The sequence below is a fragment of the Marinicrinis sediminis genome, from assembly GCF_042685085.1.
Taxonomy (GTDB): Bacteria; Bacillota; Bacilli; order Paenibacillales; family KCTC-33676; genus Marinicrinis; species Marinicrinis sediminis.
Genome location: NZ_JBHUMM010000010.1, coordinates 113436 through 138126, shown reverse-complemented (window position 1 = coordinate 138126; position 24691 = coordinate 113436). Strand labels below are relative to the sequence as shown.

The window sequence follows — 24691 nt, the reverse complement described above, 5'->3', positions numbered from 1 at the left end:
GTAATATTGCGATTCCGGCGATTCGCCAGTAACCCAGGCGAGTGTTTCCCCATTAGTGAGCCTGCCACTCCGGTATGCCTAACTTTCGCAGGTTCTGCACCTTCGTTCTCGGCTTCTTCCATTGCTTCCAAATGTACATTCGCATCCTTCTTCTCATCCATTCATTTCAGCTTTGCAGGATTCTCTTCATGTCTGCTAAGTAGAAATAGTCGATCCAATCCCGAATGTAGTTCTTCACCTTCTCCATGACCTTCCGCCCATTCCTTCCTTGATTTCGGCTCGTTAACTCTTTCAGCTTCTTCTTGGCTTCAGCAAGGGATTGACAGTGTACGCGTATGTGTACGCCTTTTCCGTTCTTCCCCATCGCAAATCCGAGAAATTTGAAGTATTTCTGTGCCACGACGCTAACCACCTTGCTCTTCTGCGTGTTCATTTAGAGTTTTGGCTTCTGTTCCAAATACGTCCGGCTCGATTCCAGAAGCCGTACGGCTGCTCGCTTGCTCTTCACAAGCACCACGATGTCATCTGCATAACGGATGACCGTCACCCCTCGGCTTTTCATCTCCTGATCGTATTCGTTCAAGTAGATGTTCGCCAAAAGCTGGGACAACGATCCGTCTTGTAGCGAGGCTTCTTCTGTTGCCCGGCGTATGCCTTTTTCCATAGATTCCGCTTTTCACGTACTTCTTGATGAGGTCGATGACGCGCTAATCCTGAATTTGTTTGCGCAACAGATTCAAAAGCAATTTACGATTCAACGTGTCGAAGTATTGGGACAGTTCGATTTCGACAGCTTGACCGTATCCCTGCTCTATAGCTCTTGCATACTCTTCGCATTCCACTTTATCCCTTTGCAGGCAGCCCTTTCGGTATTCTGCTTTCGTCGCATCAATTCTCCTTTCGGTTGGTACTCAAGACACACGATTGTTCAGCCCTTCCGCTCATCTATCTGCCACATTTACATACTGGGGTTCGGGCAGTATTGGACTTTGCTTCGTTCAACAAGTTCGTCCGCCCCATCCTGCCTTCTATATGATTTCTATTCATCAGACCGAGGGTTTGCCTCCGTCTTCCTTTAGATTCCGCCTCGCGACGGACACCCTTGCCTTTGGCTAACAATTCCTACTGTCAAGCCTGTAGCGGACTTACATTGCCTAGTTATCGCCCATACCGGGCGCATCAAAAAAACTAATATTTATTTTATTACAATAATTGTTAAATTTGAAACAATATATTTATCGCTTATCAGTTGATCTTAGCTTCTGAATCGCCATCGCTTCCTGGTAAATGATTCGCATTCGCTGCACGGTTCGTTCTGCCTTGACTCTCGTCTGCATGATTCTCCTTGCCAAATCCAGCTGAACGAACTGGATCTTCTTGCGATACGATTCCACGACCACTCTGTCCATGGCCCGCTTCACTTCGATCTGCTCCAACTCCTTCAGCAGGTCTGTCAGCTTGTCAGGCGTATCCAGCTCAATATCCCTTCCTGCCTCTGCCATTTCCTCGACAAGCTGCAAGGCATGGGTAGACAGTTCCTGATACATTTCGACCGTCGTATTGTAATGCCGAATAAACGTTGGATCGTTCACGAGCAGCAGGGACATCATCATCTCTCCGGTATTCGCCCCTTCCCAAAGGGAATTCGGAATGTCTTCCGCATAGCGCATCGCTTCTTCCGCCGAACGGACATATGCATCCAGATTCCGCTCCACTTCTGTAAGCTGTTGATCTACTTTTTCCGCCTTTTTCAATGCGTACAGGGTCAGCATGAGGAATTGGACATGGGTTTTGTGATATTGACGAAACAGCTTGGCAGGCGCAGCTTTAGAGAAAAAGGTCAACACCTTGAGCAGTATCGAAGATTTTTTCAGTAAAAATTCGGTGAGATCAAACGCCGCCTTGGTGCTATTTTTCGTCGCAGCAGGCTCGGTCAGCCGTTCCTTATTTTTCAACGCCTTGTTTTCCAGTCCCTACACCTCCTTTTATCTGGAGCCTGGCTGTACAACGTAAATGATGACTGTCAGCAGTCTTATCCAGCATCGATTAGTTATTGCTGTCCTCTTCCTCTTCTTCTGCCTTCGGAACCGGCTGAAGTAGACTGTAAACGTGAGCGGCTTGCTCATCCTTTGATTTCAATATTTCATTCGCCTGCCGCTTCATGCGAATTTCCTCATACAATAGATCATTGCGCAAGTCTTTTTCGCGAATGGTTTCTTCCTGCAGTTTTTTCGAATAATCGTCCAGCGCTTCACCCTGTCCGAGTACCGCTTCCACGATGATACCGTCCGTTCGCAGCACATGACGATTAGCCGCCATAATAATGCCTGGCACTTTGATGCCGCTCTCTGCATCCGGATCGAGCTTGTATTCGGAATAGTAGTTTTTCTTGATCCTCAAATAGCTGGAGAAGGGAACAAGCGTGCCGTCTGCATCTTGGAATGCTTCCTCCTCGACAAAGCAGTGATGGCGATCCTGGTAATCAAATATATTGGCCAGCTGATGGAGAATGCTGTTTCGAACATCCTTTATCCGTTCCGGAACGATCGCTTCCTTCAGCAGTGAATCGAGCTGAGGCAACGTGACTTCTTTATACTTCGGTTCCTCTACACCATTTACGATATCGATGGTGAAATAGCCGATTCGCACATCCACCAGATGCAAGATCGAAATGTATTCCTGATTCATTTGACGGAACACAAAATTGAGCGTCCGGCTCATATTGATGTTTTCAATTTCTCGAACGGTAGAAACTTCTTCAGACTCCGTAGACTTGACCTCGTAATCTGATTTCACCTCCATATTACGGCGGGAGGATGCGGTTGCTACGTGTTTTTGTGTAGCGTTGGAGATATTCTTGGCAAATTCCTCTCGCGAAGCATTGGTTCCGCCACTTACGCTCGCCTCAACCGAAGCCTGACCCCAGCCCCAGCTTGCTCCCGCTTCTGCCGCAACCTTGTATTCAAAACTCTCGTCATAGTTGCGTTTGTCTGACTGCTCGTTACCTAGCATCGTTTCGAATGTATCGGCTATTTCGTCCGAAACGGAGTCAAGTATACAGGATGCACTCTTCGCCGTTTCTTCGTTTTGCTTGTAGGTTTTGATGCTGATTTTTGTCTTTTCTCCTGGAAGGAGCGAGAAGGTCTTGAATGTCATGCCTGCTCCGTAGTTGCCTGTAAAGGAAGAGAGTCGATAGGATTCGACGAGAATAAGACGCTTCAAACGACTCGTAATCTCTGGAATGATCTGAACCTGAACCGCAATGGTAGTTTCTACGACATTTTTGGCTACATCTGTACAGCGTGCAGTGATGAAATGCAGGCCCGGTTCTGTGATGACGACAGATCCCGTCCATTCTTTCCAATCCGGTGAAAGCGCGGTCGCCTCTACGAAAATGGGACGATGATCAACGGAAAGCTCCACCTTTTCGATGCCGTGCGCATCCATTGCTGTGCCGTTCACTTCAATCAGGGCTCCCTGGTTATAGGAACCGGAGACGTGTGCGCTGTTCACAGGTGACGTGATCGTGACCTGTGGCGGGGTGGCATCAATATGAACACTTATACTGGCGGAGCTTACGTTTCCGCTCATATCCGTACATCTCGCGTGAATCGCATGCAGGCCGGGGCTAACCGCAAGTGTTTTTTTCCAGCTGCTCCACCCGCTTACAGGATCTGCCTGTGTATATGCGCCTGCATCCAGTGCCAGTTCTACCTTTTGCACGCCTTTATTGTCTGAGGCCGTTCCTTCGACGGTAATGCTCGTCGTCGGCTTTCCTTTTGCAGAAAAAACGCTTCCGGCAACAGGAGCCGTAATCTTCAGAACAGGCAACGTCGTGTCCGGTTCTGCGAGCAGAGAAATATGTACGGTAATCGTATGATCGGCGGTCGTACCGTCTGAATGAGTCGCTCTGGCTGTAATGGCTATCGGTCCCGGTGTAGTGACAAGGTGGTTGTACAGCGCCCAGGTTCCGCCAGACAATGCAGCGTTCAGATAGCCTTTGCCTGCTCCGACCTGAACTTGAACCTTCGTGATGGTGCCCCCACCGCTATAGATTTGAACGGAGCCTGTTACATCCAACTTCGCCCCGGTATGGGGACCTGTCATCGAAGCATTGGCTGCCGGAGAACTGATATGGATGCCAATGGATGTCGGCTCTGGATCAGGGATTGGATCTGGGTCCTCATTATCACGCGGACGCATCGGATCGAACGGCGGCGTTTCATTATCTTCAATGACCCGCGCTGAGACGGCTGCAAAGGCAGGCTCTTCACCCAGCTTGGCCGCGTGATACGCATATTTCAGACCTCCGGCTACATTACGGTATACGTGGACTTTTTTACCTTCCGCAGACATTTGCTCCAAATGTTCAGAAGGGATCTGAATCCCTGCATCGGCCAGCAATCTCTCTGCGCTCCTCGATATGACCGGACCGGATAATGCAGGTGAAGCTTGGATGGAGGCGACTTGGTTTGCGCTTGACACATAATAGCTTGCCGGAAATTGCATATCGATGAAATTGCGCCCGCTGTAGGTGGTTGGCTCCGGCACGTTGTAGCTCAATATAGGAGCCGTGCCGCCTGGTTGCAGCTTGATCATCGGTTCCTGTGTTCGATCGGTCATCTTCATTTATTCCTCCCTGAAATTTATCCTTTTCGTAAAATCTCCTCGATAGTATAAAATAAGCCAAACAAAAAAGAATCTAACTAAAGTTATATGATTTAGTCAGATTCTTCCTGTGATTTTAACTTGCCTGTCAGCGATGATTCGCTCTGAAATCCAGTATACCGTTCTCTTTGGCTTGAATGAGCGCCTGTACTCTGCTTCGTACGCCGAGTTTTGCATAAATTCGATTCAAATGAATTTTCACGGTCCCGATTGAGATATGCATCTCATTCGCGATCTCACGGTTGGAAACCCCTGTGGCAAGCAGCATCAATATCTGTTGCTCTCTTCTGGTAAGCGGATCAATCAGTCGCGTATCCAATGAAGGGCACAGGCCAACCGGAACAGGTAACAGGTCAGGTTCTGTATTCATTATGCTATGCTCGCATCGTTCTGAAGCATCGGTTGTCACCGGTGCCAGTTCTTCTGTGTCTATCTCCGGTATAGGGGCGTATTCAGCGAGGCAATGCGGTTTGTTTCTCACACATATATACGTTCGTATCACATCGACTTTGTCAGCAGGCTCGCTGTAATTCACATCAGGCATAGTGGATTTTACTGGCTTGTAGACATACAGATCCGGATCACGGACATATTGAAACTGTTGCTGCGACTCTTCATGTAATCCTGTATCCTCGTACCACTGGCTAGCACGCACATACCATCCCGCATCTTCTCCACAGCAGGGCACCAGCTTCATCATGCTGTCCCGAATGTAAGGCTGCAACAGATATATACCTGGGTTGCCGTTTGGTACGGTTACAATTCCTCGGCTCATCATGGTCCGAATGAAGAAATTAAAATCATCACCCAGTACCGTCTCCAGCATGGCTGTAGGCAGCGACTTCTGCCTGACACAAAACAAGAGCATGTGTTGGTGGAGCTCAGATAGACTACGCCAAATTTCTTCCTCTATATACGCAGTTAATTTATCGCAACTTTCTGTTAATTTATGATTGGTTTGAGCCATTTGGGCAATGGCCAGTTTCAGGCCAGCTATCCAGCCGTCAAAGTAGACCAGCACTTGATTTTTTTCATCTTCATTCATAGTAGGCAGCCCTTTATTCCGCATAAGCGCATCCAATTCTTCTGCTGTTAAACGGAAATCGGAGGCTTCGAGAGAGGCCGCTCTCTCCTGCAGCTCCAGCTTGGCCAATGGCAGGCTCCCCTTCTCGCGAGTAAGCAAAATAAGCTGGACATGACCGGGGAGATAATCGATCAGATACCGCAAACTCTGCATAATCTCCGGATGATTCACTTCTTCCAACTCATCCAGCACAAGGGTTGCCTGTTCGCAAAGCATCTCCCACTCCGCTAAAAGCATACGTACAATGGACACCATCGACGGTTTAATAGGGTCAGAGAGCAACTGGAGCACCTTTTCACTCTTCATCCATTCCACCCGTTTGCAGGCCAATACCACGGATCTCCAAAAGCTCGAGGGCTCATTGTCAAATGCATCCAGCGTCAGCCAGGCATGCTTCCGCACAGGTACAGATTCCGCCACCCATTTGCTTACGGTGGTGGTTTTCCCATAGCCTGCTGGAGCCGTCACTACAATGCATGGAACCGTGGCAATTTTATTCAGCTTGCATACTACTTGACGGCGGTCTATCATATCTGTTGCTGTGCGAGGACGCTCATATTTGGTGATTCTATGTATGTACGTGTGTTCAGCGAGATGGAGGGCACTCGAATTCGAGTGGAAGACAGGCGGTTGCTTCAATCTTATTCCCCCAAACCTTTCGTTTTCCCTCATTGTACCATGACAATCAAAGATTGGGACGACCCAACAAAAAAAGAGCCAGACGGCTCTTTTTTCTAAAAGCGGGTGATGGGAATACTCCGTTCCTCCATGGAATAGAAGCTCGTTCGATGATGTATCCCTATCACTAGCGGTCGGAACGGACGCTCAGCCTACTCTGACTTTCCCTCGATGTCTTCACGGCTGGTCGAACCCGGCGTGGCTTCTCATCCGCTTCACCCAACAAAAAAAGAGCCAGACGGCTCTTTTTTCTAAAAGCGGGTGATGGGAATCGAACCCACGCTACCAGCTTGGAAGGCTGGAGTTCTACCATTGAACTACACCCGCATGAGGCTTGTGTTTTTTTGTAACGTTGAATAATATATCACGAATCGGAGGATCGTGCAAGCCCATGATGAGTTTGAGATTCACTTTCAGGTTCTTTATACTGAATGCAAGTTCCATGTTTATGTATATGCAAAGGAGGGGCATTTGATGAAATATCGGACGCTTGGAAAAACGGGGATGGACGTTTCGGTCATCGGAATCGGTACTTGGCAATTTGGCGGTGAATGGGGAGTGGATTATACAGCTGCAGAAGCAGCCGCCATTTTAGCGAAGGGGAAAGAGCTCGGAATTAACCTGATCGATACCGCTGAATGTTACGGAGATCATTTATCTGAACAGTTGATTGGCCAATACCTCAAACAGGATCGTCGTGAAGATTGGATCGTAGCCACTAAATTCGGACACTTTTTTCATGATCTGTATGACCGCACAGATGATTTTTCAGCTGAAGCCATGATCAAGCAGTTGGACGATTCATTAAAAGCGCTGCAAACCGACTATGTGGATCTCTATCAGTTTCACTCCGGCTCGGACGATGCCTTCGATAATGAGGCATTATGGACCGCGTTAAGCAAGCAAAAGGAAGCGGGAAAAATTAAGCACATTGGCATATCGCTCAATAAGCAGAACAGCATGCACCAGGTGAACGCAGCCGAGCAAGTCGGTGCTGAAGTCATTCAAATCGTCTACAATCGACTCGACCGTGGACCTGAAGACGAAGTGTTTCCTACCTGTATGGCGCAAAATCTCGGGGTACTGGCACGGGTTCCTCTCGCCAGCGGGTTGCTAAGCGGGAAATACAAGCCCGGGACGACTTTTGCTGCAAACGATGTGCGGTCTCATCGAGATCAGGCGCTTGTTCAGTCGCAAATTGAGCAGGCGCAGTCTATCCAGCAGTCAGAAGTGCCGGAGGGAATCAATATGGCGCAATGGGCGCTCGCCTGGTGCCTGAAGCATGATGCCGTCACCACCGTGATCCCTGGATGCAAAACGCCGGAGCAGGTAGCGGCCAATGTCGAAGCCCTGCAATATATCGGGGACGAGCATCCTCAGCAGACAAAGCCAAATTCGGATACAGATTCAGCATCTCACTCTTAAATCTCATCAGCCTACTTCGGCCATGGCACACCTATCTTCGCAACTGAACGGAGTACAGCGGAGCAGCTGCTCCTGTTCCACATAAAACGCCGAGATGCGGGTTCACTCTGCATCTCGGCGTTTGTCATACACCAGCTGTTTCATTTATAGTCATTTCTCATCATTTATCGTCCCTGTTCATGTCCACTCATGTAAAAGGGGTGCGTTCTCTCGCTTCTTCATAGCTGGCATTCCCTTCCCAGACATCGAGTATCACGTCCATAAACAGCTGGTGAATATGAAGGATGAGGCCATTTTGACGATCCATCATTTTGACATTTTGGGCTTGATCGACAGCGGTATCGATGATCGTATTTGCCTTGTAAAAGAGTACGCCTGCTTCCTCCATCCAGCCAAAAGCGCCAAGAGGCAAGTTCGTATTCAGGAGCTGAATGAAGCGGTGCATATCCGGTGATAGGGTCACGCCAGGTGCTTCACAAATCGAAACAAAGGTTTGCAGCAACTGTACGGGATCTTCATCTGACGACTGCAGACTCGGCAAAAAGCATATATCCAGTTGAATATTTCGTTCCTGCTCTCCGATTCCGTCAAAGGCCACCAGCAACGAGGCATAAGGAAATTGCTCATCCGCTTCCACCACTTTGACCGGGATCCCCGCTTCCCCGTACAAGGCCTGACAACCCTGTAAAATACGTTCCATTTCCGTTCCTGTCATCCTTCCACTCCTTTCACGTCTTGTTCACTGAATATGGTTCATCTGCTACGTATGCAGCTTTTTGGCGATCATCTCCGGTTTCGGCTGTTGCTGCTCCGCATTTCTTTCCAAACCTATATTCTCGATCAGCGACATGTATTCTGCATCATCACCACGTACACCCTTTTCATAAATCGCATGGGCCAGATCGGTCACAATATGATTATAGCATTGGGCTACACTGTTGAAGCCGTTTTGTTGCATCAATGATTCACGAACCTGCTTGCGCTGCTCTTTGTTCTTGTCATCCAGTCCCTGCTGCTGCATATGATTCTCTACATCCAAATACCTTTCCACCACACCCTCTTTGCGGGAGCGTTTCTTCCAGAACTTGTACACCGCTGCGGCTCCGCCTACCACGCCGGCGGCACCGAGAAGAATCCAGCCGATCGGACCAGAGCCTGCCAGCAGCAAAGCCCCTCCTACAATCATCCCTGCACCCTTCACGGCTGTCGCCGCACTCTTGTTGCGGTTTAGCGTCTGCGTATCCGCACCCAGACGCGCGGCAGTTTCCAGTTGCCCATCACTTCCCGCCCGCTCCGCTATGCCTTCCAACGCCTGTTTGCGTCCATGATGGATAGCCGTACCCGCTACACCGTCCGCTAAATAATATGCACCGCCCACAACACCCGCTACTCCCGCTACGGTGGTTGCAGCAGAAGCAGCCGTTTTGCCCGCGAGCGCACGTCCAGTTTCTACGGATTGCGCGGTAGAACGAGTCATATCTGCCAGACCTGCATCTATTTCCGCCACTTGATGCATGGTGTCATAGGAACCCACACCTTCCTCCATTACCCCACGAACTCCGTTGGCTACTTGAAGACCGGAAGCAACCGCGCCCAGGGCAGCAGCCCCTGGTGCAACATGGGAGACAAAAGACGTCGCACCGCTGTCTCCTGCCTGACCGATCGCATTGGCCGTTCCCTTGGCCGCAGCTGCACCGGCAGAGGCGCCCACTCCAGCATAATAGGCTTGATCCATGTAGCCGTCTTCGTTGTAATTTTCTGTCCGCATGCTCTTCGCTTTACGGCAATCCTCGGAGAACTTGTCCCAATTCACGCGTTTAACCAGCTTCGAACGTGTAGACATGTTATCCGTAAACTTGCTGAAATCCGGTGCATCCGAACCTGCCATCAACTTGATCGCTTCTACCTGCTCGGCAGGTGACAGCTTGTCGAAAAAACTGAACAAGTCCGTTTTCTCCTGTTTATTCGCCTTATATTTCAGCCAATCATAGTAAGCGCCGAACCCCAGCTCATGCAGAACCGTCCTATTGGAAGGGGGCGCGTCTTCCCGTTCTGCGGCTGCAGCCAAATTACGCTCGGCAGGTCCATCCTCTGGCAGCTCATCACCCGATCCTCTTGCTTCTCTCGCAGCCGCTGCAGCCAAATTAACTTCCGCTGGCCCATCTTCGGGCAGCCCCTCATCTGCTTCCTCCCTTGCAGCTGCAGCGTACAGATTCGCTTCTCCTACCTCATCCTCCGGTAAAACAGCGTCTGTATCATCCGCAGTGCGTTCATTCGGCTGTCTCTGTACAACGGAACGAAGCGACACATGCGGGTGAGTGTGAGCTGATGTGCGGAGCATGTGCTGAATCGCCTGATTGCCAACCGCACGTTGCATAGAGAGGACATTCGCCTTAGCTGCATGCATCCCGAGAGCAGGAGCAGCTACGGCAGACATCTCCTGATCGTGATGCCCGCCTGTGCGGCTGTGATGGAGACCCTGCTTGCCTGCCTGAGACACGACAGAAGCCTTGTGTTCCGGTTGCTTATGTATGGACATGTTCTTCATCCTCGAATCAGATTTATTCCCTACTTTTTCGGTATAGTCACGCTTCACCCTCCTAAAATTAAGTTAAAGATTGCACATGTGTATGAACAAATCCTCTTACTATAATTTTCATATAAACCTTGTTATATGATTTTAATAATTTGAACTAACGTATTAATTTATATGATAATAGCGGTCAGACATAGCGGGTTTCAGATATACAAGTATCCTGCAAAATGAAACAGACACAAACAGAAATCCATATGGAAACAACCTATAAAGGGACCTTGCCCCATTCAGCGGCTCAGATCCCTTACTTTCTCATATCGACAACAGTGAACCAGATGGTCATTAACCATCCCCACAGCCTGCATAAACGAATAACAGATGGTGGAGCCTACAAATTTGAAGCCAGCTTTCTTGAGAGCCTTGCTCATGGCGTCAGATTGGGGTGTGGTCACCGGCACCTCGGACATCGAGGACCAACTGTTCTGAATCGGTTTCCCGCCTGTGAACGACCACAAATAGTCCGTCAAACTGCCGTGCTTGTCTTGAATAGCGAGGCATGCCTGAGCGTTCGTCACCGCCGCCTGAATTTTCAGCCGATTCCGCACGATACCGCGATCTTGCAGCAGCGCTTCCAGTTTGTCTGATCCATATGCTGCCACCTTGTGCGGGTCAAACTGATCAAAAACGTGGCGATAGTGCGCCCGCTTTTGCAGGATGGTCCACCAGCTAAGCCCAGCCTGAGCTCCCTCCAGGATGATCATTTCGAACAATTTCTGATCATCATAAACCGGAACGCCCCACTCCTCATCATGGTACCGGATATACAGCGGTTCCTTCGTCACCCAGTCACATCGCCGCTGATCGACGGCAAGATCGCTTGTTCCCGCTTGCACTTCCTCTTTTCCCACTTGCAATTTCTCATTTTCTTTCATGCCTATCCTGCTTTCATCCCGACATCGCTCTTCCAATTCTTTTTACATCTCTTTCTTGCATCTCTTTTTTGCATTTTTCCTCTGCAACCTACTTTTAGACAGGTCCGCATCTCTACGCATTTTTACGCACCTCTACGCATCTTTACGAGGAGAAGTCCTGATCCTTCTCAATCGGGATGCGGCCCATAAATCCGCTGTCAATGGCGTGATAATAGCGAATCTCGTCCTCCCCTTGCTTCCAGCAAAGCAGCACCTCTTCACCATCGAGCATAGAAGGAAAATCAAGCAATCCGAATTCGACACTCTTCAGCCAGACACCCTGGCGATGAATATTTTGAATATGCAGCTTCGCCTGCAGCTGAATAAATTCCAGTTCACTTTCCGTCTGGAATATCGCTCCATCCTCTGCTTGCTGATCTTTAAGTTCATGTAAATATTCTGCTTTTTCCTTTAAGCTTTGCTGCAGTTGCTGAAGAGAATGAATTTCCTTTTTCAGGAGTGGCAGCAATTGTTCTGCTTCCTGAAGCGTAAAATACTTGTCCATGTTCTTCCCCTCTCTATTCAGCTGAAAGTCGGTTCATGTTTACGTGATTTCCTTATTCTTATTGTATGGGATTCTGCTCATTATTTCATCCCTTACCCGAATTCAAATGTGACGAATCTTTGCAATTACACATTGACAACCCCTATATATTGTTATATCTTTACATACAACAACTATATATTGTGGGAACAGGTGCTACAGCGACACGATCTTTACGCAACTTTATTCTTTGTCGCTGCCGCATAATAGGGAAGCTGGTGCAATTCCAGCACGGTCCCGCCACTGTAACAGCTGAGTGAAAAGACAATCGGCCACTAGTCCAATCCATTTCTGCATGACTGGGAAGGCGTCTTTTCAAGTTTATTCCATTTCGAGCCGGAATAGACGGATCACGAACGATTCTGGTGATCCAGCTGAAGTCAGGAGACCTGCCTGTTCTGTCAACACTGATATACCTACGGGAGATAGGGAGGTGTTTTGCAAGGACACCGGATCTGTTCCCTGTAAAGCATTTTTACGTTTTTCGTAAAAATGCTTTTTTTTATGCCTGAAATAACCTTAAACAGCAAAGGAGCATCCGCATGAAACTATTAAAACGAGATGGTACGACGGAAGAACTAACCTTTTCCAAACTGAAAAACGTCATTGACTTTGCCTGCGAGCCTTATTCCGCTTGTGATCCGATTGAACTGGAGACGGCGATTTTGCCGTATTTCCGCAATGAAATGAAAACAGCCGAGCTTCAAAAAATTCTGATCCGACTTGCCGTTGAGAAGACATCCATCGAAACGCCAGACTGGCAGTACGTGGCAGCTAGACTGCTCGTCTATGACCTGTACAGAGATGCGGCTTTACGTAGGAGATATGAGCATCTCGGCTATGGCTCGCTCTATGACCTCATTGTTGAACTGACCGAAGCCGGCCTGTACGGAGGCTATATCCTGCAGCACTATACGAGAAAAGAAATCGAAGAGCTGGGCAGCTATGTGAAACCGGAACGTGACTACCTGTTCAATTATATCGGACTGAAGACACTAAGTGACCGTTACCTGATCCGCAGCTATGATGGCGAAGTTTGGGAGCTTCCACAGGAGATGTTTATGGGCGTGGCCATGCATCTGGCTATGAAGGAAACGGATCGCGTGTATTGGGCGAAGCAATTTTATGACGTGATGAGCCAACTGGAAATGACCGTCGCCACTCCTACCCTTGCGAATAGCCGCAAGCCGTTCCATCAATTGTCCAGCTGCTTTATCGATACGGTACCGGATGATCTGTGGGGCATTTACCATACGGACTCCAGCTTTGCCCAGGTGTCCAAACTGGGCGGCGGTATGGGCATTTATATGGGCAAAGTGCGGAGCCGAGGCTCATCCATCCGCGGCTTCAAGCATGCAGCCGGCGGTGTAATTCCGTGGATCAAGAATTTCAACAATACTGCAGTAGCGGTGGATCAGCTGGGTGTTCGTTCGGGTGCCGTAGCTGTGTATCTCGATGTGTGGCATAAAGATATTTTTGATTTTCTCAATCTGAAAACCAACAACGGCGATGACCGCATGAAAGCGCATGATATCTTCCCAGGCGTCTGCATCCCGGATTTGTTCATGAAAAAAGTCGAGGCCAGAGAAGACTGGCACTTGTTCGATCCGCATGAGATACGGGAAATAAAAGGCTATAGCATCGAGGACAGTTGGGGAGCGCAATGGGAACAGCGTTACGAGGAATGCGTGCAGGACCCGACGATTAGCAGGGAGACTGTGCCAGCGATAGATATTATGAAACGCATCCTCACCAGCTCGTTCGAGACGGGAACCCCTTTCCTGTTCTTCCGGGATACGGTGAACCGACTCAATCCCAACAAGCATGAAGGCATGATCTATTGCTCCAACCTGTGTACAGAAATCTGTCAGAACATGAGTCCCTCCGAGCTGGTATCCACGCAGCATGAAAATGGCATGATCACGACGTCCATCAAAGGGGGCGATTTCGTTGTCTGCAATCTGTCTTCCCTGAATCTGGGGAAGATGAAGACGAAAGCAGACATCGAGCGGGTTGTCACCATTCAGATGCGGATGATGGACAACGTAATCGATCTGAATCAATATCCGGTACCTCAGGCTGAAATGACCAACCAGAAATATCGGGCGGTCGGACTCGGAACAAGCGGCTATCATCAATGGCTCGCCCAGCATCGCATTTCCTGGGAAAGCGAGCAGCACCTGAATGAAGTGGACGAGCTGTATGAATGGATCAACTACTGTGCAGTCAAGGCATCCGTCCAATTGGCCAGGGAGAAGGGTGCCTATTCGGTCTGTGAGGGCAGCGACTGGAAGACAGGAGCCTATTTTTCGGATCGCGGCTATACCGATTTGAAATGGAAAGAACTAAGCAGCGAAGCGGCCCAGTACGGGGTGCGCAATGCCTGGATGTTCGCGATTGCCCCGACAGCTTCCACTTCACTGATCGCCGGTTCCACAGCGGGCATCGACCCCATTTTCCAGAAGTTCTTCATTGAAGAAAAGAAGAAAGCGGTCATCCCGCAAACGGCTCCGAATCTGTCTGCGGAAACGATGTGGTATTACAAAGAAGCCCATCATATTGACCAACAATGGAGCATTGCCGCTGCGGGGCGCAGACAGCGACATATTGATCAGGCGCAATCCTTCAATCTCTATATTACGCCCGAGCTGAGTGCGAAGCAGTTTCTGGAGCTGTACCTGGCTGCATGGAAGCAAGGCTTGAAGACGGTGTACTACTGCCGTAACAAATCGCTGGAAGTCGAGGACTGTGAAAGCTGCTCATCGTGATCCACGCATTCATCTGTACGGAAGCCTTCATCTTTATGCATTGATTGACCGATTGACTGAATGATCAATTGACTGATTGACCAACTATATCTATTTGTAAACCATCTGATCTGAAGGAGCGATTGTTGTGGAACTGCACAAGAAAAAACTGTTCAACGAACACGGAGAACGAGACTGGGGCAAGCGAAGAATCATTGGCGGCAACACAACCAATCTGATTGAGCTGAACAATGTGAAGTATGACTGGGCTACGAAGATGTACCGCACCATGATGAACAACTTCTGGATTCCAGAAGAGATTCCACTGGCCCAGGATGCGAAGGACTACAAACAGTTGTCGGATGTCGAGAGACAGAGTTTTGACAAAATTATTAGCTTTCTGATCTTTCTCGATTCTCTGCAAACCGCCAACCTGCCCAATATCAATGAATATATCACGGCACCCGAAGTTAATCTCATTCTGACGGTGCATACGTTCCAGGAGGCGGTTCACAGCCAGAGCTATTCCTACATTCTGGACAGTGTGTGCTCCGCTGAAGTTCGAGACCGCATCTACAACGAATGGCGCAATGACAAGCATCTGCTGCTGCGTAACCGTTTCATCACCGATCTGTATGAACGTTTTATCGCCGAGCCGAACAGCCAGAATCTGCTGAGAACGATTATGGCCAATTATATTCTGGAGGGCATCTATTTCTACAGCGGCTTCAGCTTTTTCTACGCGCTTGGCCGTCAGGGAAAAATGCTCGGCACGGTGTCGGAAATCAAATATATCCAGCGTGATGAACTGACCCATCTGGCCTTGTTCCAGCATATTTTCCGGGAGGTGCGCCGTGAAAATCCGGAGCTCTTCACCCCTGCCATGATCGAAGATCTGCGACAAATGATGAAAACAGCCGTAGAGCATGAAATTGCCTGGGGCCAGTACATTACAAATAATCAGATTGCCGGCATCACCAATGACGTACTGGCGCAATACATTCAGTACCTGGCCAATGAACGGTTGAAAAAGCTGGACCTGGACATTTTATATCCTGAGGTCACCGAGCATCCCATGAAATGGGTCGAGCACTTCAGTAATATGAATGCGATGAAGACCGACTTCTTTGAGCAAAAGGTGACCAACTATGCCAAGTCCTCCAATCTGAACTGGGATGAGCTGTAGGAGAGAACAGACAATCGTAAAGTATACAGTTATACAGCTATACAGTTAAACAGTCATTCATTCGTACAGAAGTTACCGTGAATAGAAAGGAGATCTGATCCATGATGCATCCACCTATCTCCGCAGCACAACAGGTGTCACCTGTTGAGAAGGAGGCGGTTTCGCAGCTTCATTACGCCTTTCATCAGGTCATCCAGTCCAAGGACCAGGAGCTGCTGCAGGAAAATGCCAATATGGATGGCCGAAGTCCTTGCGGGATGATGAGCAAGCTTGCAGGGGAGAGTGCGAAATATTATGCCCGCCAATATTTGCTCCGTGAAGAAGCTCGGCAGGCAATGGCAGATAATTTGATTCATCTTCACGACCTGGATTACTATGCGAGCGGCACCACCACGTGCTGCCAGATTCCACTGGGCAAGCTACTCCAGCACGGCTTCAATACCGGTCACGGTCATATGCGAACACCGGGAGACATTACCAGTGCGATGGCACTCGCTACGATCCTTTTCCAGTCCAACCAGAACATGCAGCATGGCGGACAGTCCTTTGCCGCCTTCGATCATGATCTGGCGCCTTACATTCGCAAAACGTATAAAACATGGATTTCACGACTGTCTGCCTATCCCGTTTCATGGACAGAGGAAACACTAGCCGAACAAGCCTGGAAAGAAACCGATCGCACCACGTATCAGGCATGTGAGGCATTTATTCATAATCTGAACAGTATGCACAGTCGAGGGGGAGGTCAAATCCCCTTCACTTCCATCAATTACGGCACAGACACCTCTGCTGAAGGACGCCTGCTCACACGAAATTTGCTGCTAGCCACCCAGGCAGGTCTTGGACATGGAGAAACACCTGTTTTCCCCATTCAGATATTCAAGATGAAGAAAGGCGTAAACTTTGAAGCGAGCGATCCCAATTACGACTTGTATGAGCTTGCGCTGGAAACGACGGCGCGACGGCTGTTTCCGAACTTTTCCTTTCTCGATGCCAGCTTTAATCGTTCCTACTATGAGATGGACCAGCCCTATTCGGAGGTAAGTTACATGGGTTGCCGCACGCGAGTGATGGGCAATCGCCACGGAACAGCGAACAGTATCGGCAGGGGAAACCTATCATTTACCAGTGTGAATCTCGTCAAACTGGCTCTGCTGTCCGCCAATCCCAACCACTTCTTCCATCAGCTCGACCAGTTAACGGATGTCGTCGTACGGCAACTTCTTGAACGTTACGATTATCAGGCCAGGAAATGTGCCGGAGATTTCTCTTTTCTCTACAGCCAGGGCGTATGGACTGGCGGAGAACAGCTTAAACCGACCGATCCACTGGCAGAGATACTGAAGCAAGGCACGCTGTCTCTTGGTTTTATTGGACTGGCGGAATGCCTGAAGGCACTGACCGGCAGCCATCACGGGGAAAGCGAGTCATCCTGGAAACTGGGCAACTCCATCGTTTCATTTATGCGTCACAAAATGGATCAAGCCAGTGAACGCCATGATCTCAATTTTACGCTGATCGCCACGCCAGCCGAAGGGTTAAGCGGTACCTTCACCAGGCATGACCAAATCACGTTTGGACGCTTGGAGGGCATTACGGATCGGGACTATTATACGAATTCCTTTCATATCCCTGTTCACTTCCCGGTCAAAGCCATCGACAAGATCCGGCTGGAGGGACCGTTTCATTCCCTATGCAATGCTGGACATATTACGTATATTGAACTGGACGGAGAGGCAAGGAAGAACATCGAGGCACTGGACACGCTAGTCAAGTGCATGGCCGAGCATGACATCGGCTATGGCAGTATTAATCATCCCGTAGATCGTTGCCAATGTTGCGGTTATGAAGGGATCATCGAACAGGCATGTCCCCGTTGTCTAATCTCTGAGGAGGATCGAATCAGCCGAATCCGCAGAATCACAGGCTATCTCGTCGGTGACCTGGACAAATGGAATGCTGCCAAGCGGAGCGAAGAGCGTCAGCGTGTACGCCACGGATTACCTTCACGCGAGGCAGCGATCAGGGGACAAGCATGAGCAGGCTTCCCGTTGGCCATCTCGATACGGAAACGTGTAAAGTGCTGGATATCGTGCACGATTCTGTGGTAGACGGAGAGGGCTTGCGAACCGTTATCTTTTTTGCAGGCTGTCCACACCGTTGTGACGGTTGTCATAACCCGTACAGTTGGAACATGGACAACGGATCGGATATGACCGTGGATGAATTGTTCGAGGAAACGTTCAATCCGCTCACCAACATTACTTTTAGCGGCGGGGAGCCCTTTGCCCAGGCCAGGCAAATCAAGCCTCTCGCCAAAAGACTCAAGGCTTCCGGCAGGCACATTTGGATCTATTCAGGTTATACGCTCGAGCAACTACGAGAAAGGAATGATCCCGACGAGATAGAACTGCTTGCCAGCTGTGATGTGCTGGTAGACGGACCCTTCATTCTCTCTGAGCGAGATCTCACGCTTTCCTTCAGGGGAAGTCGCAACCAGCGCATTCACTTCCTCACCTAGTAGTCATGCGCACCTGCTTATACGTCGTACATGTCTTAAATGTCGTACTTGTTATGAACGGAATCAATAGCAGGACATGCCAAGAAACCGCTCACTGTATAGAATGGAAGTGTCAAAAACGACCATCTACCAAGGAGCGGTTTCTTATTTGTGTTTTAGCGCCAAGTATTTCTATTTATCATGATTCCACGGTTCTACTTGATCTGCGAATGAATCGGATAGCAACACGACTTGCCTACATCGCAAACCAGTCCAATTGGTCCAACTGAATCTGACCGTCTTTCGTATACACTTCCAGCTGATCGCTTGTCAGTCGGGGAAAGATTTGTTCCGTAAACAGCACTTCTCCATCTTGACCGAACACTTCTACAGACGAACGGTCAATGAGAATGCGAATGCGGATTTTTCCATTTTGAGGGACCATGGTCGCTTCATGCCGGGCAGAGAAGGCAGCGCTGAAATGATCTTCTCCAGACTGTGTTCGATCAACAAACAGCTTCTGATTGACCACATCATAACCAATGATAGTCTCTTCACTGGCACCCTTGCGAACCTTGAAACCAAATTCCGTGGCAGCCGTCCCGGTAACATCAAACTGGGCCATGATCTCGCCCACAGTTCCATTCACCCCACTCAGCAAGTTATTCCCGACCGCAAGTGACTGCGGACTCCAGCTCTGACCTGCACCTCTGTAGCTTTCTACTTCCGAGACCCGGGATTGAACGAGACGAATCCCATTGTCGGTGGTCTGCAAGGTTAGTTCACGTGGCAAAGACATCGCACTTCTGAAAATGGTTGCCGGAATCGCCTGCCCATAGCTCCAATTGTTCATCCAACCGATTTGAATCCGACGATTATCCGTCACCGGCATATCGCTAAAGGTAATGGCGGCGTAAAAATCCGATCCGTACTCCGAATAAAGTGCTGTGGAAGGCGGATTGGCATTGGTAAAGGTGATCCCATCGAAATCACCGATGAAATATTGCATGCCTGAACCTCCGGCAGGTGCCCCCGAGCTTAAACTGACTTGCATGACCCATTTGGTTTGATTCGGATTGCCATCGACGGGCAGTTCAAACAAATCCGGTACTTCCCAGACTCCGTTATGATTACCGTCTGTCAGACCAAAGTCGCTGGCGAATGTCCAGGATTTCATATCGCTGGAATGGAAAATGCGAATAAATTGTCCGCCCGATTTATTTTCAGCCGCAATCACCATAACCCATCGATTCGTCTCCTCATGCCAGAAAACTTTGGGATCACGGAATACCCCTAAATCAGCGGGCATTGGTATGACTGGATTGCCCGCATACTTCGTCCAAGTGCGTCCTTTGTCCAAACTGTAGGCGAGGCTTTGCGTCTGCACGCCTGCCTTTTCACTCGTGTACATCGCTACCATCGGGGGCTCTTTGCCTTCCTGGAAGCCCGTCGTATTGTTCCAGTCTATGACCACTGAACCTGACCAGGCGAATCCGTTTTGATCAGGTTCCAGGGCGATTGGCAGTTCTGTCCAGGAGATGAGGTCTGTACTGACCGCATGTCCCCAGTACATCGGGCCCCACGTATTTCCAGTCGGGTTATGCTGATAGAACAGATGATATTCGCCATCATAATAGACCAGCCCGTTCGGATCATTCAGCCAATGTTTCTCCGCGGTATAACGGTGTGCGGGACGGTACATCTGATATCGATCCTCTGTCACAATTGCAGATGTCGAATTGAATACGTGAAAATCATCCACATTCAAATGTCCCCAGCCACCTGTTGCAGTATCAACGATCTTCACATACAGTTCTTCACCCACATAAGCGGATGCGTCCCAGAAAACCCTTCGGTAGGCTTCATCCTGATGTCCCGTCGCTTTCATCAGTTCGGTGCCATCTGCTGCACGAACGAGAGCCACATACAGCTGATTCAGATCTTCTCCGCCACCAATCAGGAAATCAATCCAGCCCGAGCCATGCAAGGTAAAGGGGGTGGATTGAAGCGTGCCCACCTGGGTATCGGCTCCATCCTTGAACCCCCAGAGATGATAAGTTCCTTCATGATGGAAGGGGCCTCCCCAGCCCCAACCTGTATCCGAAGTCACGTCCGCGACCGTAAACGCATCGCCTGTCACTGTCCAGCCCGCAAGATCCCCTGTCTCAAAACCGGGGTTAGTAAGGGTGGAATTGACAGGGGGTTCAACCGGCACGTTGACATCGTCCACGTTCAGATGTCCCCAAGCGCCTGTTTCACGATCGACGATTTTGATGTAGAGTTGCTGTCCGATATAGTCAGAGGCGTCCCAGTATATGCGGGTATAGCTTTCTTTGTTCCCGCCACTCGCTTTCATCAGTTCTTTCCCGTCTGAAGCGCGAACCAGGGAAACATAGAGATCATAAATATCATTGCCTCCGCCTACAAGGAAATCGATCTGACCGTTTCCACCCAACGTAAAGGTCTGTGAGGTTAATACACCTGTCTGAGCATCCGAACCATCCTTCACTCCCCAAAGATGGCGATTGCCGTTCTGATTAAAAGGACCACCCCAGCCCCAGTCATCGGCAACAGTCACATCCAGTGCACCAAAGGCATCGCCGCTCACAACAGTCCAGCCCGTCAAACCATCCTCAAAATCATGGTTGAGCAATCCATCATGGGCAGGCTCCGCCGTAACCGTAATGGCAGCGGTTGCCGTATGCAGACCGGTTCTCGTCTTTGCCGTGATCGTCGCCGTGCCCGGCATCTGACCTGTTACGTTGCCATTGACAACGGTAGCGACAGCCGGGTTGCTGGATGTCCAAATGACGTCCTTGTTCGTCGCTTGAGCCGGTGCAATCGTCGGCGTCAACCGCTCTGTATCTCCTTCAATCAAGGTCATACTGGCAGGACTAAGGCTAATCCCTGTCGGATTCACCGGCGTGTAGGCCGAGTTCATTTCCCAGATTTGCAGGGACTTCACCACGACCGTGTTTGGCTGTTCATTCGCCCATAGCTGCACGCCTGTGGCATCATTCCTGGTTGGGTAGGTACGCGTCGTCAATCCCTTCAAGCCATTCAGGTATGTCTCGATCTGGGAACGATCCACGTACATGTGCATCTGAATCGACTCCGTCCCGATATCGACTACACCACCTTGGAACCATTTGTCAGTGTCTTCATTGAGACTGGCTTTTGTCCGGTTGACGAAGAACTCCTTGGAACTCTTCTTGTAGTACACAATTGTCTCTTCTTCTCCATTAGGGGAACGGCGAACACTGAGACCTGCCTCATTGGCCAGCCCGCTGTCCAGTTCCAACTGAATTTCCAGCATATCTCCGCTCACACTGGACAAAATCTGATTGGCATTGGCAAATGAAGTGTCAGATGTGATATTGACAAGTTGCTGTCCTCTGAGCGAATCCAGTTCGGAAATGGGTTCAACACCGAGACGACCATCGGGCCGCAGCGATACACTGACTGGAAGACCATAGTTATGGGCATACCCTGCATCATAGTCCTGTGTCGCTGTTCTACGTCCCTGCGTGATGCTGTGAATGATGGTTCTTCCATCCGGTGTCACCATCCCGGCAGGCCCAGTAAAATGCTGACCCACATCAAACATTTGCGGTTCTGGATCGTCCGGCGTAAAGCGAGCAGTCGCAGCATCCCATGTCCCGATCCAGTAGAACGTATATCGGGATTGATCCTCATTGCGATCCACCTTAGCCGGGTTAATCAGAAAGATGTGCTTGCCGGAATTGCCTAGCGGCAGCAAAATCGGAAGCTCCCATACTCTGCCCGTCAATGGATAGGAGTTGAAATCACCAACATAGAGTTCACCTCGGAACGTCCAGTCGGATTCAAAGCTGGAATCCGTGGTCGAATACACCAATGCCGTTCCGCCTACCGATTGACCTTGTCCATCCTGAATCCCTGAAGTCACCAGCATAAACCACTCGTTTCCGTCCTTGAATACAAACGGATCTCGGAATTCCCCTGGTATACCTTCACCCGGCTCTTGCGTCACAATCAGTTCCGGGGATTTCTCCCAGCGATTCAGATCATTGTCACCATCCATTGGATAGGTGCTTCTTGCAATATTGATATTTTGATTAGAGCCGAGAGTGGCACGCAAACGATCATCTCCGGCCGTATAGAAAATAACCGGCACATTCTGGTCATCGACGACAGAGGTTCCCGCCCAGGCCCCTTCCGGATCTACATTCTGATAGCCGGGAATCACCGCGTCATCTACATCTCTCCAATGAACCATGTCGTCACTGACGAGATGTCCGAAGCGAATATGATTCCAGAACGGTCCCCTCGGATTGCTCTGATAGAACAAGTGATATTGTCCATTGAAATAGATCGGTCCACCGGGCTCATTTCCCCAGGCCGTTGGCGGGGAAGCATGGAATTGCGGACGGTGCTTGTCTGCGGCAAGCAGGCTTCGGTCGATTGTACGATCAACCGTTGGAAGATTGCCCCCCAGGGCCTGAATGTCCAGATCATACGCCTGTTTCACCTGAGCAGCCGTACGTGCCTCGTTATAAATTTTCACTTCATCAAGCAGCCCGCTGAACATGTTCATGGTGTAGCCGTACAGCCACATGCCATCATTGTTTTTCCCGATAAGCAAGTCATTGACACTTGGGGTGATTTCCTCTCCTGCCGGGAAATCTGCAGAGGCTACCTTCTCACCGTTCTGATACAGGACAGCTTCCCCTGTCAGACTGTCATACGTAGCGGTAATATGTGTCCATTCGTTTAATGGAAGGAGAGAATCGGTCATGATCTCCCGCCAGTTTCCATCTGCACCGAATTGCAACCCCCATGTCCCGTGACGGAAGTGACCAAGTATATATCCTTCCTTTGCTTCTCGGTCATGTTGGTTGATGATCGCGGACAAGCGATTTTCATCTCCGTGCTCGAAATTCCGCGGGGCTACCCATGCCTCCAGCGTGATGGCACGCTTTGGAGCCGGAATCTCGTCCGGGGTACGCGTGATCCAGGTCGAATAGCCATCAAACAACAGGGCATGGCTGCGAATGCCGTCCGATTTCCACATCGGGTCTTGCGCAGGCTGGTACACGCCGGTATTCAAATGATAATCGATCGGATCGGATGTACCCGTCACCGTTTCCATAGCCTGGGTTCCTGTTCCCTCGTTCAAGGACCATTCGCCAAGCAGGCCCCCGGCAAACACGGAGTTGAGCACATGGAAATCATCTACGTTAATATGACCCCATCCTCCGGTCTGGTTGTCAACAATCTGGATATAGACGTCCTGTCCCACATAAGCCGACGCATTCCAGAACACCCGTTGGTAAGCTTCGGAATTTCGACCTGTTTCTCTGAATAATTCGGCACCGTCAGAGGCACGCACCAGGGCGACGTACAGATTGTCGATATCCTGTCCCCCGCTGATGAGAAAATCAATGCCCCCATTCCCTCCAAGGGTAAAGGTCGTGGATCGCAGTTCTCCTACTTGTCCGTCCCCACCGTCCTTAAAGCTCCATAGATGGTAGGAATCAGCATGTCGGAAAGCACCTCCTTCACTGTACAGCTCCTGATGCGTCAAGCTGGACGGTGCAAAGGCGTCCCCGCTTACCTGATTCCATCCGCGAATGACGAACGGAACAAGCTCGGTATATTCAAAATCATGATTATATATCGCCGGCTCCGTATGATTGTGCAACGACGGAGTCGGCGGCACGTTCACATCATCGAGATTGATATGCCCGGTCGTGGATTGATCGACCACGCGGATCTTTACCACGGTTCCTGTATACGCTGATGCGTCCCAGTTTACAGTCGAATACGCATCGCTGCCTGTTCCTGTTGCTTTCATCAGGATTGCATCATCCGATTCTCTCACAAGGGCAATATACAACTGATTCAGATCCTGGTCCCCACCGACCTGAAAATCAATCTGACCATCGCCACCAAGGGTGAAAGTTTCGGATTCCAATACGCCCACTTTTGCGTTATCACCGGCACCTCCCCAGATGTGCCAAAAGTTGTGCTGTCCGAAGGCTTGCTTGTTCCAGAACGTGGTCTCATCGGTTACATCAGCCTGAGAGAAAGCTTGGCCATGGACGACCGTCCAGCCTGTCAAATCCCCCGTTTCAAACCCTGGATTGACAATCGTATTGGTTGCTGCATAGCTCTTGTTAGCCGGAATAGCCAGTACAACCGTCGAAACAAACATTAGAATACTGCTGAATAACGAAATGATTTGCTTGCCTTTCCATGTAGCGCCCTTCATGTATGACCCTCCATTCGTTTTATTAAACGATTACGTAATCGTTTATATAACACGGAATAAAAAGAAAATCATTGCGCGTAATGTGTACGTGTGTCTGTA

At 49.7% G+C, this 24691-nt stretch carries 15 protein-coding genes, 1 tRNA gene and 1 riboswitch; of the genes, 5 read left to right on the top strand and 11 right to left on the bottom strand.

Going from position 1 to position 24691, the window contains the following annotated elements:
• Nucleotides 1-166 precede the first annotated feature (166 nt).
• The 6 genes from ACFSUC_RS06655 to ACFSUC_RS06630 all read right to left on the bottom strand — a co-directional run bounded on the left by ACFSUC_RS06655 (nt 167) and on the right by ACFSUC_RS06630 (nt 6757).
• On the bottom strand, nt 167-400 hold the full coding sequence (locus tag ACFSUC_RS06655) for a group II intron maturase-specific domain-containing protein (RefSeq protein WP_379928735.1): 234 nt from the start codon (nt 398-400) through the stop codon (nt 167-169).
• A 33-nt stretch (nt 401-433) separates the two neighbouring features.
• On the bottom strand, nt 434-664 hold the full coding sequence (locus ACFSUC_RS06650) for a reverse transcriptase domain-containing protein (protein ID WP_379928734.1): 231 nt from the start codon (nt 662-664) through the stop codon (nt 434-436).
• A gap of 571 nt (nt 665-1235) precedes the next feature.
• On the bottom strand, nt 1236-1955 hold the full coding sequence (locus tag ACFSUC_RS06645; RefSeq protein ID WP_379928733.1) for a hypothetical protein: 720 nt from the start codon (nt 1953-1955) through the stop codon (nt 1236-1238).
• Nucleotides 1956-2046: 91 nt separating this feature from the next.
• Nucleotides 2047-4623, bottom strand: a complete 2577-nt coding sequence (locus tag ACFSUC_RS06640; protein WP_379928731.1) for an Ig-like domain-containing protein — start codon at nt 4621-4623, stop codon at nt 2047-2049.
• A 133-nt stretch (nt 4624-4756) separates the two neighbouring features.
• A complete protein-coding gene (locus ACFSUC_RS06635) occupies nt 4757-6391 on the bottom strand; it encodes a helix-turn-helix transcriptional regulator (RefSeq protein WP_379928729.1) in 1635 nt (544 codons plus the stop codon).
• A 295-nt stretch (nt 6392-6686) separates the two neighbouring features.
• Nucleotides 6687-6757, bottom strand: a tRNA-Gly gene (locus ACFSUC_RS06630).
• Nucleotides 6758-6904: 147 nt separating this feature from the next.
• Here ACFSUC_RS06630 and ACFSUC_RS06625 point away from each other — a divergent pair.
• Nucleotides 6905-7855 carry an aldo/keto reductase gene (locus tag ACFSUC_RS06625; RefSeq protein WP_379928728.1) on the top strand — a complete coding sequence of 317 codons (951 nt, stop codon included), beginning with the start codon at nt 6905-6907 and terminating at the stop codon, nt 7853-7855.
• A gap of 187 nt (nt 7856-8042) precedes the next feature.
• Here the strand turns inward: ACFSUC_RS06625 and ACFSUC_RS06620 are convergent, their stop codons facing one another.
• From ACFSUC_RS06620 to ACFSUC_RS06605, 4 genes are all read right to left on the bottom strand, one after another.
• Entirely contained in the window at nt 8043-8570 is a 528-nt protein-coding gene (locus tag ACFSUC_RS06620) for a hypothetical protein (protein ID WP_379928727.1), read from the bottom strand.
• A 45-nt stretch (nt 8571-8615) separates the two neighbouring features.
• Complete coding sequence (locus ACFSUC_RS06615) at nt 8616-10394, bottom strand: hypothetical protein (protein WP_379928726.1); 1779 nt, start codon at nt 10392-10394, stop codon at nt 8616-8618.
• A 284-nt stretch (nt 10395-10678) separates the two neighbouring features.
• Entirely contained in the window at nt 10679-11323 is a 645-nt protein-coding gene (locus tag ACFSUC_RS06610; protein ID WP_379928725.1) for a DNA-3-methyladenine glycosylase I, read from the bottom strand.
• A 142-nt stretch (nt 11324-11465) separates the two neighbouring features.
• On the bottom strand, nt 11466-11867 hold the full coding sequence (locus ACFSUC_RS06605; RefSeq protein WP_379928724.1) for a DUF2203 domain-containing protein: 402 nt from the start codon (nt 11865-11867) through the stop codon (nt 11466-11468).
• 173 nt (nt 11868-12040) lie between these two features.
• A riboswitch (cobalamin riboswitch) is annotated at nt 12041-12317 on the top strand.
• Nucleotides 12318-12448: 131 nt separating this feature from the next.
• On the opposite strand from ACFSUC_RS06605, the gene ACFSUC_RS06600 reads away from it, so the two are divergent.
• From ACFSUC_RS06600 to nrdG, 4 genes are all read left to right on the top strand, one after another.
• Nucleotides 12449-14674, top strand: coding sequence for a ribonucleoside-diphosphate reductase subunit alpha (locus ACFSUC_RS06600; protein WP_379928723.1), 2226 nt, complete (start codon nt 12449-12451; stop codon nt 14672-14674).
• A gap of 127 nt (nt 14675-14801) precedes the next feature.
• On the top strand, nt 14802-15839 hold the full coding sequence (locus ACFSUC_RS06595) for a ribonucleotide-diphosphate reductase subunit beta (RefSeq protein WP_379928722.1): 1038 nt from the start codon (nt 14802-14804) through the stop codon (nt 15837-15839).
• Nucleotides 15840-15943: 104 nt separating this feature from the next.
• The gene (locus tag ACFSUC_RS06590; protein WP_379928927.1) at nt 15944-17878 is read left to right on the top strand and encodes an anaerobic ribonucleoside triphosphate reductase; all 1935 of its coding nucleotides are present in this window, start codon (nt 15944-15946) and stop codon (nt 17876-17878) included.
• The gene (gene nrdG, locus ACFSUC_RS06585; protein ID WP_379928721.1) at nt 17875-18360 is read left to right on the top strand and encodes an anaerobic ribonucleoside-triphosphate reductase activating protein; all 486 of its coding nucleotides are present in this window, start codon (nt 17875-17877) and stop codon (nt 18358-18360) included. The genes ACFSUC_RS06590 and nrdG overlap by 4 nt, the downstream gene beginning before the upstream one ends.
• A 235-nt stretch (nt 18361-18595) precedes the next feature.
• Here the strand turns inward: nrdG and ACFSUC_RS06580 are convergent, their stop codons facing one another.
• Nucleotides 18596-24592 (bottom strand): GH32 C-terminal domain-containing protein, encoded by a 5997-nt coding sequence (locus ACFSUC_RS06580; protein WP_379928720.1) that lies wholly within the window; start codon nt 24590-24592, stop codon nt 18596-18598.
• Nucleotides 24593-24691: the final 99 nt, after the last annotated feature.

Coding starts and splice junctions, on each gene's coding strand:
- ACFSUC_RS06615 (WP_379928726.1), bottom strand. CDS start 10,394: ATGTCCATACATAAGCAACCGGAACACAAGGCTTCTGTCGTGTCTCAG.
- ACFSUC_RS06650 (WP_379928734.1), bottom strand. CDS start 664: ATGGAAAAAGGCATACGCCGGGCAACAGAAGAAGCCTCGCTACAAGAC.
- ACFSUC_RS06640 (WP_379928731.1), bottom strand. CDS start 4,623: ATGACCGATCGAACACAGGAACCGATGATCAAGCTGCAACCAGGCGGC.
- ACFSUC_RS06625 (WP_379928728.1), top strand. CDS start 6,905: ATGAAATATCGGACGCTTGGAAAAACGGGGATGGACGTTTCGGTCATC.
- ACFSUC_RS06610 (WP_379928725.1), bottom strand. CDS start 11,323: ATGAAAGAAAATGAGAAATTGCAAGTGGGAAAAGAGGAAGTGCAAGCG.
- ACFSUC_RS06605 (WP_379928724.1), bottom strand. CDS start 11,867: ATGGACAAGTATTTTACGCTTCAGGAAGCAGAACAATTGCTGCCACTC.
- ACFSUC_RS06600 (WP_379928723.1), top strand. CDS start 12,449: ATGAAACTATTAAAACGAGATGGTACGACGGAAGAACTAACCTTTTCC.
- ACFSUC_RS06590 (WP_379928927.1), top strand. CDS start 15,944: ATGCATCCACCTATCTCCGCAGCACAACAGGTGTCACCTGTTGAGAAG.
- ACFSUC_RS06580 (WP_379928720.1), bottom strand. CDS start 24,592: ATGAAGGGCGCTACATGGAAAGGCAAGCAAATCATTTCGTTATTCAGC.
- nrdG (WP_379928721.1), top strand. CDS start 17,875: ATGAGCAGGCTTCCCGTTGGCCATCTCGATACGGAAACGTGTAAAGTG.
- ACFSUC_RS06620 (WP_379928727.1), bottom strand. CDS start 8,570: ATGACAGGAACGGAAATGGAACGTATTTTACAGGGTTGTCAGGCCTTG.